Genomic DNA, 16,239 nt, shown 5'->3' on the forward strand with positions numbered 1-16,239 from the left:
CTTCTGATGCGTGTACGACGCAGCGGCCCGGCCTCGCAAGAGGGGTCGGGCCGCTGTCGTATGTCTGGGAGGTCGTGGGCGGATGTTCCAGCAGGACATCCCGGTCGGAACGTTCCGGAATCCTTCCCGGGGGCGGCCCGCCGTCCGTGGAGGGCTCGGCCCTCCCTTTCTAGCGTCCGCGCTCCCGGGCGTCAGTCCGTAACGTTCCGGGTCCCGCCCCGCCCGTCCCGTTGCTAGCTTCCGGACCGTTCGACCGTACGGTCCGGACCGGCACGGGAGTCCCGCCGCCGCCCTCCGGACCTCCCCATGTTCTCGACCCGGAGGTCACGTTGAGCGCGCAGCATCCCTCGCGCAGGAACATCCTCAAGTCCGCCGGCGGCCTGTCGGCCGCCCTGGCCCTCGGCGGCGCGGGCGTCGTCGCCGCGGCCGGGCCGGCCGCCGCCGTCGGCGACGGTTTCGGGCTGCGGATCGTGGAGCGCGGCGAGGCCGACCACCGCATGTGGTACTACCGGTTCTCCACCAGCGCCATCGGCTGGAACCCCGCCGTGAACGTGCTCCTGCCCGACGACTACCACTGGAGCGGCCGCCGCTATCCCGTGCTGTACCTGCTCCACGGCGGCGAGCAGGACTTCATCACCTTCGACCGCGAGGGCATCCGCGCCTGGACCGCGGGCAAGCCGATCATCGTCGTCATGCCCGACGGCGGGCGGACCGGCTGGTACTCCAACCCGGTCAGCTCCAACGTCGGCCCGCGCAACTGGGAGCACTTCCACATCGCGCAGCTGATCCCGTGGATCGACGCCAACTTCCGCACCTACGCCGAGTACGACGGCCGTGCCGTGTCCGGCTTCTCCATGGGCGGCTTCGGCGCGCTGAAGTACGCGGCCAAGTACTACGGCCACTTCGCCTCCGTCAGCTCCCACTCGGGCCCGGCCAGCCTCCGCCGTGACAACGGCATGGTGGTCCACTGGGCCAACGCCACCTCCGCGGCGCTCGAACTGGGCGGCGGCACGGTCTACGGCGCGCCGTTCTGGGACGAGGCGCGCGTGAACGCCGACAACCCGGTCCAGCGGATCGAGAGCTACCGCCACAAGCGGGTCTTCCTCGTCGCCGGCACCAGCCCGGACCCGGTCAACTGGTTCGACACCGCCAACGAGTCCCATGTCCTCGCCGGGCAGAGGGAGTTCCGCTCCCTCCTCGGCAACGCGGGCATCCCGCACGAGTGGCACGAGCTGCCGGGCGGCCACTTCATCCGCCACGACATGATGCAGCGCGACATCGACGGCATCATCGACCGGCTCCGCAAGGCGTGAGCCCCGGTGCGCGGCGCGCCCCCGTGCGGCGGGCCGCGCACCCCTCCACCCGACGGGCCGGCGTACCACCCCATCCCAAGGAGACCGCAGGTGACGAGCGTCCGACGCCCCGCAGCGGGCGGCCCCCAGCCCTCACGACGCCGGGCTCCGCACCGGATCGCCGCGTCGGCCCTCACGTCGCTGCTCCTCGCCGCCGGCGCGCTCGCCGGGGCGTCGCCGGCGCACGCGGCCGGGAGCGACCTGTGCGCCCAGGTCGGCTACCAGGCCGGTTTCCGGGGCGAGGCGCTGGTGACCGCGGTGGCCGTGGCCCTCGCCGAGTCCAGCTGTGACCCCCTGGCGTCCAACACGCAGAACAACTCGCCGGCCTCCACCGACCGCGGCCTGTGGCAGATCAACGACTACTGGCATCCCGAGGTCGACGACGCCTGCGCCTACGACGCGCAGTGCAACGCGAACGCGGCCTTCGCCATCTCCTCCGGCGGGACGGACTGGCAGCCCTGGTCCACCTACAACCAGAACCTGCACCTGCGGCACATGGAGGAGGCGCGGGCGGCGGTCGACCGTCTCGGGCATCCGGGGGAGCCCGGGCCCGCTCCGCTCGTGTACCCGGCCGAGTCGGGCCGGGTCGTCTCGGCCCGGTCGGCGGACGGCCGTCTGGAGGTGTTCGCCGCGGGCGCCGACGGCGTGCACCACGCCTGGCAGGTCGAGGTGAACGGCGCCTGGTCGGCCTGGGAGCCGCTCGGCGGCCCGGCCGGCGCGGAGCTGGCCGTCGCGCCCAACGCGGACGGCCGTCTGGAGCTCTTCGCGATCGACGGCGACACCTTCCTCCACCGCTACCAGCTGTCCCCGTCCGGCGGCTGGTCGGGCTGGGAGCCCTTCGGCGGGGGCGGCAAGGACGCGGCCGCCGGGGTGAACGCCGACGGCCGGATCGAGGTGTTCGCGTCCGGGCCCGCCGGTCTGTTCCACAAGTACCAGACGGCGCCGAACGGCGGCTGGTCGGACTGGGAGCCCACCGGGGGCGGGCCGGCGGACGCCCGGGTGGAGATGGAGAAGTCCCGCGACGGCCGCCTTGAGGTCTTCGCCCTCAACGGCGACGTCTTCCAGCACCAGTACCAGACGTCCCCCAGCGGCGGCTGGTCCGGATGGGACGCCTTCGGCGGCGGCGGGCACGACCTGACGGTGGACCACAACGCCGACGGGCGCCTGGAGGTCTTCGCCTCCGGCCCGGTCGGCATCTTCCACAAGTACCAGACGGGTCCCGCGAGCTGGTCCGAGTGGGAGCCGACGGGAGGCCCCGCGGACGCGCGGCTCACCAGCGAGCGCGGTCCTGACGGGCGGGTCGAGGTCTTCGCCATCAACGGCAGCACCGCCGCGCACTCCTGGCAGACGGGGGTCGACGCCCCGTACAGCGCCTGGGAGACCTTCGGCACCGGAGGCACGGAGGTCGCGGCCGCCACGAACGCCGACGGCCGGATCGAGGTCTTCGGGACCAACCCCACCGGCACCTTCCACCGCTGGCAGACCGGCTTCTCCACCTGGTCCGCCTGGGGCTGGGTCAACGACTCCGCGGGCCCGGGACTCGACTGACATGCGACCGGTCGGCAGACGGAACCTGCTGCGGGGCGCCGCCGGAGCGGCGGCCCTCCCGCTCCTCGGCGCGGGCCCCGCCGCCCGCGCCTCCGACGGGCCCGTCCCGTCCGCGCGGTGGATCGGCTCGGGTCCCTTCACCCACGTGTACGACCCCTTCACCGCCACGGCGCCGCGCTACCTCAACGACCACACGCTGATCAGGGCGCGGGACCGCTGGCACCTGTTCAGCATCGTGGGGAACAGCGCACCGCGCGGGGAGTCCCCGGACAGCGGCGCCGAGACCGCCTTCGCGCACGCCTCCGCGCCCACCGTGCACGGGCCGTGGACCACCCACGCCGACGCCCTCACCGTCGACCCCGCCTACCACGGCGAGGAACACCTGTGGGCGCCGCACGTCGTCGAGGCGGGCGGCAGGTACTGGATGTTCTACGCGGCGGGCGGGCAGGGCGGCGCGGCGATCAACCTCGCCACCTCCACCGACCTGTCCACCTGGACGCGCGAACCCTCGGGACCGCTGTTCCGGGGGCTCGCCGCCCGCGATCCGATGGTGCTGCGGATCGGCGACGCGTGGGTCATGTACTACACGGAGCTCTCGGGCCCGGGCGGCCGGCACGTCGTGGCGTACCGGCGCTCCGACGACCTCGTCCACTGGAGCGCCCCGGGCACGGCCTTCGCCGACGCGAGCACGGACGCCACCGTCTCGGTCACCGAGTCGCCGTTCGTGGTGGAACGGGACGGCTGGTACTACCTGTTCATCGGCCCGAGGGGCGGCTACGAGGGGACCGACGTCCTGGCGTCCCGGGACCCCTTCCGCTTCGACCTCGCCGGCTGGGCGGGGCATGTGCCCGGACACGCCGTCGAGGCGGTCGCCGACGGCGACGCGTGGTACGCCACGGCCGCGGGCTGGTTCCGGCAGGGCCTGTACGTGGCGCCGCTGGAGTGGCGCGACGCGCCGCCGACCTGGCAGAGCCCGGACAATCCGGTGGCCGCTCTCGACACCGGCGGCCGCCTCACCGTCTTCGCGCTCGACGCCGCCGACCGCTCGATGCTGCGGCGCGTCCAGCTCGACCCGGCCGCCGGCCTCTGGTCGGAGTGGGAGCGGTTCGGCGGCCCGGCCGGCGCGGTCCCGGCCCTCGGGCGCGGTACGGACGGCAGGCTGGAGGTGTTCTCGCTCGCTCCCGGCGGCGTGAACCTGCACCACCGGGTCCAGCGGCCGGACGGAGGCTGGTACGACTGGGAGGAGTTCGGCGGCCCCGCCGGTGCCGCGCCCGCCGTCGCCCGTGACGCCTCCGGCCGTCTGGAGGTCTTCGCCCTGGCGCCCGGCGGCGTCTCCTTCGCGCGGCGCCGGCAGGGGGCGCCGGGATCCCTCGCCTGGGATCCGTGGGAGCCCGGCTTCGGCGGTGCCGCCGGGGCTCCGCCGGTGGTCGGCGTGAACGCCGACGGCCGCCTGGAGGTGTTCGCGCCGAGTCCGGGAGGCGCCGGCGTCCTCCACCGGTGGCAGGAGGCGCCCGGGGGAGCGTGGACACCGGAGTGGCACGCGTTCGGCGGCCCGGCCGGCTCCGCGCCGCGCGCCGCCCGGGACGGCAGCGGGCGGCTGACCGTCGCCGCCGTCGGGCCCTCCGGAGTGGGCACCTTCACCCGGCGGCAGTCCGTGCCCAGCGGCGGCTGGGACGCGTGGCAGCCGCTGTTCGGCTGGAGCGCCGGCGCCCCCGCGCTCGCCGTCAACGCCGACGGCCGTCTCGAAGCCTTCTCGCTGACGCCCGGCGGTGCCCGGCTCGCCCACCGCTGGCAGCTCGCCCCGGGCGGAGCGTGGGACCCCGGGCGCGAGTTCGGCGAACCGGGCCTCCGCCTCGCCGCCACGCCCACCGCCGCGGTGGACGTCACCGGACGGATCCACGTCTTCGCCGTCACTCCGGAGGGCGGGGTGCGGACCCGCGTCCAGGCGCGGCCCAGCGGCGAGTGGCAGCCGTGGACGGCGTTCGGCGACCGGCCGATCGCACCCGTCGTCACGGGAGCCCCCGTTCCCTGAGCCCGGGGCGCCGCCGGTCCCGGCGTACGGATCGCGCCACGCGACGGACGGCGGGAGGCCCCCGAACCGGCCGGATGGCCGGGAGGGGTGGCGCGTCCGACCGCCCCGGGCCGTGACCTTTCCCACCTTGCGTCCGTGACCGGGACCGTTCGGCGGTCCCGGTCACGGACGCGACGCCGTGCCGCGTCCCGGTGGTTCCACCGACGCCACGCGCGCCGCGACCCCGGCCGGAACGTCTGATTCCATCGCCCGGAAAACTGGAAAAGCATTCTAAAAGCCGTCCGTGGCGGAGCAGGGAGGTGTCCCCCGTCACAGCCGGCGCCGGCGCCCCCGACCGCTGTCCGGCGCCCTGCGGGACGGCCTCGCCGCCTATCCGATCCCGTCTCGGACTGCCCCCGGAAGCGGCCGGATTCGAGACCGTCGCCGGGTGGCCGAAGCGTGCCGGTACACCCCGGTAAGGGGTGGGTATCGTTCCGCTCGTCCGGCTGGCGGGCGATGCGGAAGGGGGCGCGATGAGCGGCGTGGTCGTACATCTGCCACGGGGTGGCGGAGGCGCCGACGACGGCGAACGGCGGGCCGAGGCTGTGACGTTGAGGCTCGGTCCCGGCGAGGCCGCGCGCTTCGGCCGCGGGTCTCCGGGCACCCCGGTCGAACTCCGCCTCGCCGACGCCGCGGTCTCCCGGCTCGCCGGGGAGATCCGCGTGACCGACGACCACTGGCAGCTGACCAACCACAGCGGCACCCACACGTACCTCGTGGAGAACCCGGAGGGGGCGGGCGAGTACCTCAGGGTCCCGCCGCGCCGGGTCGGGGCGCCGGTCCCCTTCGAGTTCGCCCGGGTCGTGCTGCCCACCCGGGGCGAACTCCCCGTCGCCTTCCAGGTGTTCGCCCCCGACCACGTGTACCTCGACCCCGGGGCCGTCGGCGGCCCCTGGGAGAGCCGCACCGTCACCGCGTACTCCCTCGACGAGACCGCCACCTACTTCCTCGTCCTCGTCGCGCTCTGCGAACCGCGCCTGCGCGACCAGTCCCGCGTCGCCGTCCCCACCACGCCCCAGATCGTCGACCGGCTCCGCGCCCACGCCGACCGCGCCCCGCTCACCGCCCGGGCCGTCAGCTCGCACATCGACTACCTCGCCGAGGAGAAACTGCGCATCGACGGCCGCGCGCAGGGCCACGGCGACCGCCGCAACGGCAAGCGGGAGGAGATCGTCGGGCTCGCACTCCGCTTCGGCCTCGTACGGGAGGAACACCTCGCCCTGCTGCCGCCCGCGCCCCGGGCGGCCGGACACGAGCGGAACGCCGGGCGATGACGCCCCTCCACACACGCGGCGGCACCCCGGGGCCGGACGGCCTCCCGGAACGGCTCCCGCCCGGCCGCCGGGTGGGGGAGTGGGAGGTCGTCGAGCAGATCGGCACCGGAGGCTGGTCCACCGTCTACGCGGCGCGCCCGGCCCCCGGGCACGGACGGTCCGGCTCGGCGGCCCGGTCACCGGCCGCCGCCGAGGTCGCCCTCAAGATCATGCCGACCGCCGGGCTCGCCCCCCTCCAGGCACGCAGGATCGCGGAGTCGGCGCACCGCGAGGTCGAACTCGGCCGCAGGGCCGGACACCCCCGCCTGATCGGCCTCCTGGACTCCTTCGCGCTCTCGGCACCGGACCACCCCCCGCTGGACGGCGCCCTGGTGCTGGTCATGGAGCGGGCCGCCGGCAGCCTGCGCGAACTCCTCGACGCGGGCGCCGCCGAGGCCGACCGCGACCGCATCGCCGCGGGCATCTGCGAGGGGCTCGCCCACCTCCACCGCGCGGGCTGGGTCCACGCCGACCTCAAGCCGGAGAACGTCCTGCTGGGCGGGGACGGCTCCGTGAAGCTCTCCGACTTCGGCCTCGCCACCGAACTGACCGGCACCCACGGCTACGCGCCGCCGCTGGGGACGCTCGACTACCTGCCGCCGGAACGCCGGCGGGCCCCCCTGGGAGAACTCGGGATCCAGGTCCGCGCCAGCGCCGACATCTGGGCCCTCGGCATCGTCCTCCACGAGCTCTTCGCCTCCGGCGCCGCCCCCTTCCCCGGCGCCACGCCGATCGCCCGCAGCGCCGCCGCCCAGGAGTACGGGGCGGGCCGCGCGCCCCTCCGCCTGGACCCCGCCGTGCCGCCGTTCTGGCGCGCGATCGTCGCCGACTGCCTTTCCCCCACCCACGCCTCCCGCGCCCCGCACACGGCCGAGAGCCTCCTCGCCCGCATCGCCGCCCGGGGCGACGGCCCCGCCGCCCCCCGGCGCACGCTCCGCCGAGGGACCCGCGCGGCGCTCCTCGCCGCCGCGCTCTGCGGCACCGGAGCCGCCCTGAGCGCCGACACGACCGGGCCCGGTCCCGGCGCGCCGGCCGACACCGTCCGGGTCTTCAACGCGGAACGGGGCTGCCAGGAACGGACCGACCACGACCGGCACTGCAGTCTGGGCCTGGCGATCGACCCCCACCGCCCCTACACGGCGGAGAACGTCGTACGGACCCGGGTCTGGCACGGAGACCTCCTCACCGCCGACTGCCGGGTCGACGACGGACAGCCCATCGTCGACGAGGAGGACCTCCGGTCCACCCGCTGGTTCCGCGTCCGCCTCTCCCACGCCTCCGTGCCGCCCGAGGCCTGGCTCCCCGCCGTCCGCACCAGGGACAGCCCCGCCCTGCCGACCTGCCGCCCGCCCGCCGCCCGCTGAACGCCAGCGGCCGGTGCATCATCGGTATTTCATCGCCCCTCCCTAGCGTGACCGCGTCCGGACGAAGGCCCGGACCTCACGGAGGGGCGTACCGATGGCACGGAGAAGACGCGGGGCGCGACGGCCGGTGGCGGTCGCGGCCCTGGTGGCGGTGGTGGCCGCCACGGCGGTCGGCGGGGCACCCGCCGGTGCCGCCGCGACGGCGCCGGAGTGGCCGACGATCCGCTACACCGAGTACGGGATCCCGCACATCATCGCCTCCGACTGGGAGGGGCTGGGCACGGGATACGGATACGCGGCGGCCCGGGACAACATCTGCACGCTGGCCGACACCTATCTGATGGTCGACGCCGAGCGGTCCCGCCACCTGGGGCCCGACGGCCGGGCGAGTCCCGGCCAGAACCAGAACACCACCACCAACCTCCACAGCGATCTGTACTTCCAGCGGCTCAAGGACGACGGCGTCGTGGAGCGGCTGCTGGCCCGGCCCGCGCCCGACGGACCGGAACCGCAGGTCAAGGAGGCCATCCGAGGCTACGTCCAGGGATACAACCGGTACCTGGCGGAGACCGGCGTGGCGAACCTCTCCGATCCGGCCTGCCGCGGCGCGGCCTGGGTGCGGCCGATCACGGAACTGGACGTCTACCGGCACGCGCACGCCGAGATCTCCATGGGCACCGCCGACCCGCTCCTCGACGGCCAGGTCACCGCCGCGCCCCCGGGGGCGTCCGCGAAGGCGGTGCCCGCGCCCTCGGCGGAGGAACGCGCGCGGACCGCGCGGAAGACGGCGAAGGCGATCGGCGAAGCGCTGGCGGAGAACCGCCGGCAGGGCATGGGCAGCAACGCGCTGGCGGTCGGCTCGCAGGGCGTCTCCGGCGGCACCGGCATGCTCCTCGCCAACCCGCACTTCCCGTGGCACGGCAAGAACCGCATGTGGCAGAGCCACCTGACGATCCCGGGCGAGGTGAACGTCTCCGGGGCCAGCCTGCTCGGCCTGCCCGCGGTGAACATCGGGCACAACGACGACGTCGCCTGGAGCCACACCGTCGCCACCGTCGCCCCGTTCGGGCTCTTCGACGTGCAGGTCGACCCGCTGAACCCGACCATGTACCTGGTCGACGGCGCCTGGGAGCGGATGAAGTCCCAGCAGGTGTCCGTCGCGGTCCGCAACGCGGACGGCACGACCGGCACGGTCACCCGGACGCTGTGGTCCACCCGCTACGGACCGATCACCACCTCGATCTTCGGCTACCCGCTGCCCTGGGTGGTCAGCGCCCACGCGGTACGCGACGTGAACAGGGACAACCTGCGCGCCCTGAACACCTGGTTCGGCCTCGACCGGGCGAAGGACGTCCACGACGTCGTGGACGTCCTGGAGAAGACCCAGGGCGTCCCCTTCTTCAACACGGTCGCCACCGACCGCGAGGGCAACGCGCTGTACGCCGACATCCAGGCGGTCCCCAACATCACCGACGCCCACGCGCAGTCCTGCCTCACCGAGACCGGCAAGCTGCTGTTCCACCAGTCGCTGCCGCTGCCGAACGTGCCGCCGGTCTCCGTCCTCGACGGCAAACGCAGCGCCTGCGACTGGCCCGACGACCCGAACGCGGCCGCGCCGGGCCTCCTCGATCCGGCGAAGCAACCCCGCCTGATCCGCTCCGACTTCGTCGGCAACGCCAACGACAGCCCCTGGCTGGCCAACCCGGAGCAGCCGCTTTCCTTCCCCCGGATCATGGGGGACACGGCGGCGCCCCGGTCGCTGCGCACCCAGGAGCTGCTCCTGACCGCGCGGCGGCGGATCGACGGGACCGACGGCCTGCCCGGCCGGGGCTTCACGCCGGAGACCATGGGGAAGCTGCTCTTCTCGGACAACAGCAGGGCGGCGGACCTCACGCTCGACACCACGGTGGCGGCGTGCCAGGGGGTCGCGTTCGGGCTCGTCCTGGTGGACGGCACCCTCGTCGACATCAGGGAGGCCTGCCCGGTCCTGGCCGGCTGGAAGAGCCACGACTACACGTCGGACAGCCGGGGCTCCTGGCTGTTCGCCACCTACTGGCACCACCTGCAGGGTGCGCAGCGCCTGGAGAAGCTGCCGTGGCGGGTTCCGTTCGACCCCAAGGACCCGGTGCACACGCCCAACTCGCTGGACGGCGGCAGTTCCGCCGTGCGTGACTCCCTCGCGCGGGCCGTGCTCGCGATGCGCAGGGCCGGCATCCCGCTGAACGCGGCGCTCTCGGACGTGCAGACGATCACCCGCGCCGGCGAGCGGATCCCGGTCCACGGCTCGTACGGCGTCCTCGGGGTGCTGAACGTGATCGAGCCCGGCCAGGTGGACGGCGGGCTCGACATCGTCTTCGGGTCCAGCTTCGTCCAGCAGGTGCGTTTCACCGCCGAGGGGCCGCCGGAGACGTACTCCGTCCTGGCCTACTCCCAGTCGGCGAACCCGAACTCGCCGCACCACGCCGACCAGACGAAGCTGTTCGCGGCCGGCGGATGGGTGACCGAACGGTTCACCGAGGAACAGATCGCGGCCACCCCGGACCTGCGGGTCGTGGTCCTGGACACGAAGGGAACGACACGATGAAGAGGACGACGCTCTGGTGGAGATCGGTGGTGGCGTGGGCGGTCGCCGCCGTGGCCGTCATCGCGCCGGCCGGCTCGGCCCGGGCCGACGGCGGCGGCACCCCGCCGGCCCTGCCGGACGGCTTCGGCCTGACCCAGGTCGCACCCGCCGTGGGCGACGCCCACGCCTTCCACCTCACCGTCACCACGCCGCAGGTGTCGGGCGAACAGCACATCAAGATCATTCTGCCGCGCGGCTACTACGACGACCCGGACCGCCGCTACCCGGTCCTGTACTTCCTGCACGGCTCGCCCGACGATCCCGTCAACCAGACCTACCCGGCCCTGTCGATGTCCGACCGGATGATCACCGTCATCCCCGACGGCGGCGCGCGGAGCTGGTACGCGAACTGGCTGAACCAGAAGACCGTACTCGGCGCGCAGAACTGGGAGACCTTCCACCTGGAGCAGGTCGTCCCCTTCGTCGACGCGAACCTGCGGACCCTCCCGGCCAGGAAGTCCCGGGCGGTCGCCGGCATCTCCATGGGCGGCTTCGGGGCCTTCCACTACGCCCAGGCGCGCCCCGACCTCTTCGGCCAGACCGCGTCGCTCTCCGGCGACATCGACCTGTCGGCCAACTCCATGGACCTGCGCATGGCCGTCGTCGCCTCCGTCACGGACGCGATGGGCGCGGTGTGCGCCTCCTCGTCCGGCTACTGCGACCCGGAGAACTCGGCGTACAAGCCCGGAGTGGACAGCGACGCCCTGTTCGGCTCGCCCTACCCGGTGTTCAACGTCGACTGGCGGTGGAACCAGGTCGACCCGTCGCAGCACATGGACCGGCTCCGGGACACCGGGATCTCGATCTACACGGGCGACGGCGGCGGTTCGCCCCTGAACCCGGAGTTCTGGGTCTCGGGCGCGTCCAAGAACGTCAAGGCCCGCCTGGACGCCCTGGGCATGCCGTACTACTTCGTGAACTACGGAGACGGTGCCGGCTGGGGCACCCAGTGCGACGGCGGCCACAACTCCGGCTGCTGGACGCAGTCGCTCCTCGACCTGGTCCCGAGGCTGGAGCGGGCCTTCGCCTCCTGACCGCACGGTACGGGCGCCCGGTCGCCGCCCCGCTCACCGCAGCCGCGGCGGGCGGGGCGGCGACGGCGTCCCGCCCGCCGCGGCCGACCGGTGGCACCGGTGGGACCGGTCAGGGCATCGCGGGGCCGGGGCCGTTCAGCCAGGCCCATTCCGACCAGTCGGCGAAGCCCGTCTGCCAGCGGTGGTAGACGCCGGCGTGGCTGGTGCCGAAGACCTCGATGCGTCCGTCGGCGTTGCCGGCCGCGGCGATCTCGGTGCCGCCGCCGCCGAAGGTCTCCCACGCCGAGAACGGCGCGTTCCGCCCCGTCTGCCACGAGTGGCTCGCCGTGGTCGCGTTGATCGCGAACACCTCGACGCGGTCGTCGACCGTCCGCGCGGTGGTCAGCTCGGCGTCGGGGATCCCGCCGGTGCCCGTCCACTCCGACCACGAGGTGGGGCTGGTCTGCCACTTGTGGAAGACGCCGTCCCCGTTCGAGGCGAACACCTCCAGACGGCCGTCCTGGTTGTGGCTGACGGCGAGGTCGTGCCCGCCGCCGCCGAAGTCCTCCCAGCCGGACCAGCCGCCGTTGACGGAGGTCTGGTAGAGGTGGCCGAAGGCCGAGTCCGACAGGGCGAAGACCTCCAGGCGCCCGTCGGGCGCGGTCTCCATGGCGAGCCGGGAGAGCGCCGGGCCGCCCCCCACGCCCTCCCAGGACGACCAGCCGCCGCCGGGCGCCGTCTGCCAGCGGTGGAAGACGCCGTCGGCGTTGGACGCGAACACCTCGACGCGGCCGTCGGCGTTGGCGCCCGCGGCCAGCCGGTATCCGCCGGTGCCGAAGTTCGCCCAGCCGGACCAGCCCGCGCTGGGCGCGGTCTGCCACATGTGGTCGAAGGTGGCGTCCGAGAGCGCGAACAGTTCGAGCCGGCCGTCCGCGTTGGCCGCGAGGGTCAGCTGCGCGCCGCGCGGGCCGCCCTTGAACTGCCACGGCGACCAGCCGCCGTTCACCTCGGTCTGCCAGGAGTGGTACACGCCGTCGGCGCCGGCGGCGAAGGCTTCGAGGCGTCCGTCGGAGGACCGCGCGGACACCACACGGCCCGAGCCGTTGGGGTGCGCCCTGCGCTTCTCGGCCTCGTCGACGATGCCGTGGTACCGCAGGGCCTGGTAGTCGCCGTTCGGGTGGCCGTCGATCGTGGCGCCGTGGATGTTCCCGTAGAAGTGCCCCGGCGGCTCGACGCCGCTGGAGCCGCCGCCGAAGCTGTAGTAGGAGAAGCCGCCCTGGTCGTCCACCCACTCGTGGAAGATGATCACGTGGTTGTAGAACGAGTTGAGGATGTCCCCGGCCCGCAGCTCGCTCCGCGCGATCTCGTACGAGAAGTTCGGCAGGCCCTGCGTGTTGGGGTTGGCGTCCAGGTGCCAGGCCATCGCCACGAAGCCGGAGCAGTCGGTGCGGTAGTCGAAGTCGCCCCCGGGGCCCGGCCAGTAGGCGCCCTGGCTGTACGGCGGCCGCTGGTCCACCCAGGCCTGCGCGCGCTGGAGCACCTCGCTCCGGGTGATCGGGCCGCCGCGGTCGGAGGACGCCGCGGCCGTGCCGCGCGCCGCGGCGGGCGGCGCGACGGCGGCCAGCAGGAGCGCGCCGGCCAGCAGGGGAAGGAGGAACCCGCCCCACCATGAACGTAACTGCTTCACTCGGACCTCCCAGGTCGTCGGCGGCCGACACTAGGAGCGGGTGATGAAATACGGATGGAATGCCGGGGGCCGTGGGGTTCCCGGGGCCGCCGCCGAGGACGGCGCCGCGCGCGGGGTCAGGCGAACGGCCTCGACGCGTCCGCGGCCACCGGCCGGCCGAGACCGGCCTCGTCCCCGCACAGGATCATCCGGCGGGTCCGGCGCAGCAGCATGCTCGGCGTGACCCCGAGGTCGTCGGCGAGCCGCCGGCACGTGCGGTCGAACACAGCGAGCGCCTCGGCCTGACGGCCGGTCCGGTACAGGGCACGCATCAGCAGGGCCGCGACCGGTTCGTTCCACGGCTGCTCCGCGGCCAGGGCGAACAGCTCGGCCACGGCGTCCGCGCACTGCCCGAGCCGCAGCCGGCACTCCGCCTTCCACCGCGCGAGGGCGACCCTCCGCTCCCCGAGCCGCACCCGCTCCAGCTCGGCGAGCGGCCCGGGCAGCCCCTCCAGGGGCTCGCCCCGGAACAGCCCGAGCGCCCGGGAGCAGAGGCGGACCGCCTCGGCCGGATCGTCCGCCCGGTCCGCCGCCCCGATGGCGGCCACCAGCTTCTCCAGCCGGGTGAGGTCCACGTCGACCCTGCCCGGAACGAGACGGTAGCCGCGGCGCCGGTCGTGCTCGATGACGGTGTCCGGTCCCTCGTCGGTGCGCAGGGTCCCGCGCAGGCGGTAGACGTACACCGGCACCACGTTGGCGGCCGGCGGCTCCATCCCCCAGATGCCGTCGAGGAGTTCCCGCCGGCTCAGCGTCCGCCCCGCCTCCATCGCGAGCGCCGCCAGGACGGCCTGCTGGCGCGGATGCCCCAGGGCCAGCGGCCGCCCGTCGCGCCACGCCCGCAGCGGTCCGAGCACGGAGATCCGTATCTCCGGAGCGCCTTCCCGGCCGGTACGGGACCGCTGCGCCGACCGGTCCGCGGTCCGCGCGCGGGGGCCGTGCCCCGGCGAGACCAGGCCCGCGTCGAAGGCGTGGACGATCGCCGCCGCCCGGTCGCGCAGCCCCAGCTTCACGAGGATCCGCGCGAGGTGCTCGGCCACCCTCTCCTCGGGGAGGGCGAGCGAGGCGGCGATCTCGTCGTCCCGCAGACCGCAGCCGACCGCGGTGAGCACCCGGCGCTCCAGCGGCCCGAGCGCGACGGCGGTGGGCCGGCCGGTGGCGGTCGTCGGCAACATGCTCCTCCGGCTCCGTACTGCTCGGTCTGGCGGACTCCGCCGTCACGGTAGGAGGAGGCGCGGACGCCACGGCATCCGGAACGATCCGGAGTGACATCGAGGCGGGCGGGGCGCGGCGAGGAGGCCGCGCGGGCGCCCGCCCCGGCGTCCGCTACGGGGTGAGCCAGCGGCGCAGCAGTCTGCTGACGGCCGGCATCGACACGTACGTCATGAGCACGTTGAAGACGCAGGCCGTGACCAGGCTGCCGAGGAGGAGGGGGAGACCGGTGAGGCGGGGCGCCAGGAAGAGACTCCCGAGGACGGAGATCGGGTAGATCGCCAGGGTCGCGCTCACCGCCATCTTCCAGCGCGGCGGCGCCGGACGGGTGGAGCCCGGCTTGGCGAACCACGTCTCCATGCCCGTCAGCCTCCGCCGGGCGATCTCGGTGTGGTGGTGCCCCTCGCAGTCGGCGAACCAGGCCGCCCGCTCCGGCGACTCCTGCCAGGTCCGGCAGGCCTCCGCGTTCCGGAACCGGTGCACCAGGAACCAGGGGGCGTCACCGCCGGAGGAGCGGAAGAGCCCGTACCCGAGGTGGCCGGGGAAGGTCGCGGCGGTGTCCAGGATCCCCTGCGCCCACCGCTCGAACGAGGCCTCGTGGCCGGGCTCCACCCGGCGGGCTATCAGCAGGGTCACCTCGCCGGTGTCGGCGGGGACGGTGGCGTGCTCAAGGCTGACCGCGGTCAACTCGACTCCTCGTGATCTCACCGCGCCCGCGCCCACTCTACTGACCCGGCGGAACGGGCCGGACCGCGACAGGACACGACAGGACAGGACAGGTCCCGGCGCCTGGGGTATGCCTTGTACGTGTGCCCCCACCGGCGAGACCCCGTTCCCCGGCCGCCACGGCGCGGCGGGCGGCGGTTCCTGCCGGCCGTCTCGTTCGCGCTGATCGCCGTGGTCACGATCGTGGACCTGCTGGTCCCGCCCGAGGTGCACCTGGGTCCGTTCCTGATCGCCGCGCCCGCCGTGACGGCCTCCTTCGCCGGGGCCCGGATGACGGCCTTCGTCGGCGCCGTCGCGGTCCTCGCGCAGACGGTGGTGGCGGTCCTCCGCACCAGCGTCACGGACCTCAACCACACCTACCAGATCGTCGCCCTCGTCCTGATCTCCGTCATCGCCACCTTCTTCGCCCACCTCCGCGAACGCGACGAGAGCCGGATGGCGCGCCTCCGCTCCATCGCCCACGCCGCCCAGAGCGTCGTCCTGCCGCCCCTCCCCGAGCGGTCGGGACCCCTCCGGATCGCCTCGGTCTACCTCGCCGCCGAGGAGGAGGCGCAGATGGGCGGCGACCTGTACGCGGCCGCCCGCACGGCCTCCGGGACCCGGCTGCTCATCGGCGACGCCCGGGGCAAGGGCCTCGACGCCATCAGCGAGGCCTCACTCGTCCTCGGCGCCTTCCGGGTCACGGCCCGCCGGGAGCGGGGCCTGCCCGAGCTGGTCGGGCAGCTGGAGGCGGGCGTCGGCTCGGACGAGCGCAACGACCGGGCGTTCGACGCCGACGGCACCGACGAGGCCTTCGTCACCGCCCTCGTCCTCGACATCCCCGACCGCGAGCCGGTCGTACGCCTCGTGAACTGCGGCCACCCGCCCCCGCTGCTCCTCAGCGGGGGCCGGGTGACCCCCCTCGCGTCGGCCGGATCGAGCCCCCCGCTCGGGCTCTCGGACGTCCTCGCGGCGGACGTGACCGTCGAGACCTTCCCCTTCGCGGCCGGGGACGTGCTGCTCCTCCACACGGACGGGGTGACGGAGGCCCGCGACGACAACCGTGCCTTCTACCCCCTCACGGAACGGCTCGCGGCCTGGGCCGGCGCCGGGGACGACCCTCCGGCGCTCCTCGACCGGCTGCGGGCCGACCTCCAGACGTACGCGGGCGGCCACCTCGGCGACGACGCGGCGCTCGTCGCCGTACAGCGGACCGGCACGCCGCCGGATCCGGCTCCGGCCGCGGACAGGGTCACGGCTCCGGCCCCGGGCAGGGATACGGCTCCGGGCCCGGACACGGCTGTCTGAGAGACCC

11 protein-coding genes are annotated in these 16,239 nt (G+C 74.4%); 8 read left to right on the plus strand and 3 right to left on the minus strand.

Annotated features, from left to right (window positions below):
* The first annotated feature begins 329 nt into the window (after positions 1 to 329).
* The 7 genes from ABZ621_RS00005 to ABZ621_RS00035 all read left to right on the plus strand — a co-directional run bounded on the left by ABZ621_RS00005 (position 330) and on the right by ABZ621_RS00035 (position 11,305).
* Positions 330 to 1,313 (plus strand): esterase family protein, encoded by a 984-nt coding sequence (locus ABZ621_RS00005; protein WP_360598958.1) that lies wholly within the window; start codon positions 330 to 332, stop codon positions 1,311 to 1,313.
* A gap of 90 nt (positions 1,314 to 1,403) precedes the next feature.
* A complete protein-coding gene (locus ABZ621_RS00010) occupies positions 1,404 to 2,900 on the plus strand; it encodes a hypothetical protein (protein ID WP_360598960.1) in 1,497 nt (498 codons plus the stop codon).
* Between the two features lies 1 nt (position 2,901).
* Positions 2,902 to 4,932, plus strand: a complete 2,031-nt coding sequence (locus ABZ621_RS00015; protein ID WP_360598962.1) for a family 43 glycosylhydrolase — start codon at positions 2,902 to 2,904, stop codon at positions 4,930 to 4,932.
* A gap of 512 nt (positions 4,933 to 5,444) precedes the next feature.
* Positions 5,445 to 6,245: a serine/threonine protein kinase gene (locus tag ABZ621_RS00020; RefSeq protein ID WP_360598964.1), complete on the plus strand. Its 801-nt coding sequence runs from the start codon at positions 5,445 to 5,447 to the stop codon at positions 6,243 to 6,245.
* Positions 6,242 to 7,648, plus strand: a complete 1,407-nt coding sequence (locus tag ABZ621_RS00025; RefSeq protein ID WP_360598966.1) for a serine/threonine-protein kinase — start codon at positions 6,242 to 6,244, stop codon at positions 7,646 to 7,648. Before ABZ621_RS00020 ends, ABZ621_RS00025 begins: the two co-directional genes overlap by 4 nt.
* 94 nt (positions 7,649 to 7,742) lie before the next feature.
* Positions 7,743 to 10,232 (plus strand): penicillin acylase family protein, encoded by a 2,490-nt coding sequence (locus ABZ621_RS00030; RefSeq protein WP_360598968.1) that lies wholly within the window; start codon positions 7,743 to 7,745, stop codon positions 10,230 to 10,232.
* Positions 10,229 to 11,305 (plus strand): alpha/beta hydrolase-fold protein, encoded by a 1,077-nt coding sequence (locus ABZ621_RS00035; RefSeq protein ID WP_360598970.1) that lies wholly within the window; start codon positions 10,229 to 10,231, stop codon positions 11,303 to 11,305. The genes ABZ621_RS00030 and ABZ621_RS00035 overlap by 4 nt, the downstream gene beginning before the upstream one ends.
* 109 nt (positions 11,306 to 11,414) lie before the next feature.
* On the opposite strand, the gene ABZ621_RS00040 is transcribed toward ABZ621_RS00035, so the two are convergent.
* From ABZ621_RS00040 to ABZ621_RS00050, 3 genes are all read right to left on the minus strand, one after another.
* Positions 11,415 to 12,971 carry a hypothetical protein gene (locus ABZ621_RS00040; protein WP_360598972.1) on the minus strand — a complete coding sequence of 519 codons (1,557 nt, stop codon included), beginning with the start codon at positions 12,969 to 12,971 and terminating at the stop codon, positions 11,415 to 11,417.
* 116 nt (positions 12,972 to 13,087) lie between these two features.
* The gene (locus ABZ621_RS00045) at positions 13,088 to 14,182 is read right to left on the minus strand and encodes a BTAD domain-containing putative transcriptional regulator (RefSeq protein WP_360598974.1); all 1,095 of its coding nucleotides are present in this window, start codon (positions 14,180 to 14,182) and stop codon (positions 13,088 to 13,090) included.
* 151 nt (positions 14,183 to 14,333) lie between these two features.
* Positions 14,334 to 14,906 carry an antibiotic biosynthesis monooxygenase gene (locus tag ABZ621_RS00050; protein WP_360598976.1) on the minus strand — a complete coding sequence of 191 codons (573 nt, stop codon included), beginning with the start codon at positions 14,904 to 14,906 and terminating at the stop codon, positions 14,334 to 14,336.
* A gap of 210 nt (positions 14,907 to 15,116) precedes the next feature.
* On the opposite strand from ABZ621_RS00050, the gene ABZ621_RS00055 reads away from it, so the two are divergent.
* On the plus strand, positions 15,117 to 16,232 hold the full coding sequence (locus tag ABZ621_RS00055; RefSeq protein ID WP_360598978.1) for a PP2C family protein-serine/threonine phosphatase: 1,116 nt from the start codon (positions 15,117 to 15,119) through the stop codon (positions 16,230 to 16,232).
* Positions 16,233 to 16,239 lie beyond the last annotated feature (7 nt).

Source organism: Streptomyces sp. NPDC007863, from assembly GCF_040633895.1.
GTDB lineage: Bacteria > Actinomycetota > Actinomycetes > Streptomycetales > Streptomycetaceae > Streptomyces.

Bases quoted from the DNA above. Each gene is read 5' to 3' on its own strand.
- ABZ621_RS00030 (WP_360598968.1), top strand. From the start codon at position 7,743: ATGGCACGGAGAAGACGCGGGGCGCGACGGCCGGTGGCGGTCGCGGCC.
- ABZ621_RS00025 (WP_360598966.1), top strand. From the start codon at position 6,242: ATGACGCCCCTCCACACACGCGGCGGCACCCCGGGGCCGGACGGCCTC.
- ABZ621_RS00015 (WP_360598962.1), top strand. From the start codon at position 2,902: ATGCGACCGGTCGGCAGACGGAACCTGCTGCGGGGCGCCGCCGGAGCG.
- ABZ621_RS00035 (WP_360598970.1), top strand. From the start codon at position 10,229: ATGAAGAGGACGACGCTCTGGTGGAGATCGGTGGTGGCGTGGGCGGTC.
- ABZ621_RS00045 (WP_360598974.1), bottom strand. From the start codon at position 14,182: ATGTTGCCGACGACCGCCACCGGCCGGCCCACCGCCGTCGCGCTCGGG.
- ABZ621_RS00020 (WP_360598964.1), top strand. From the start codon at position 5,445: ATGAGCGGCGTGGTCGTACATCTGCCACGGGGTGGCGGAGGCGCCGAC.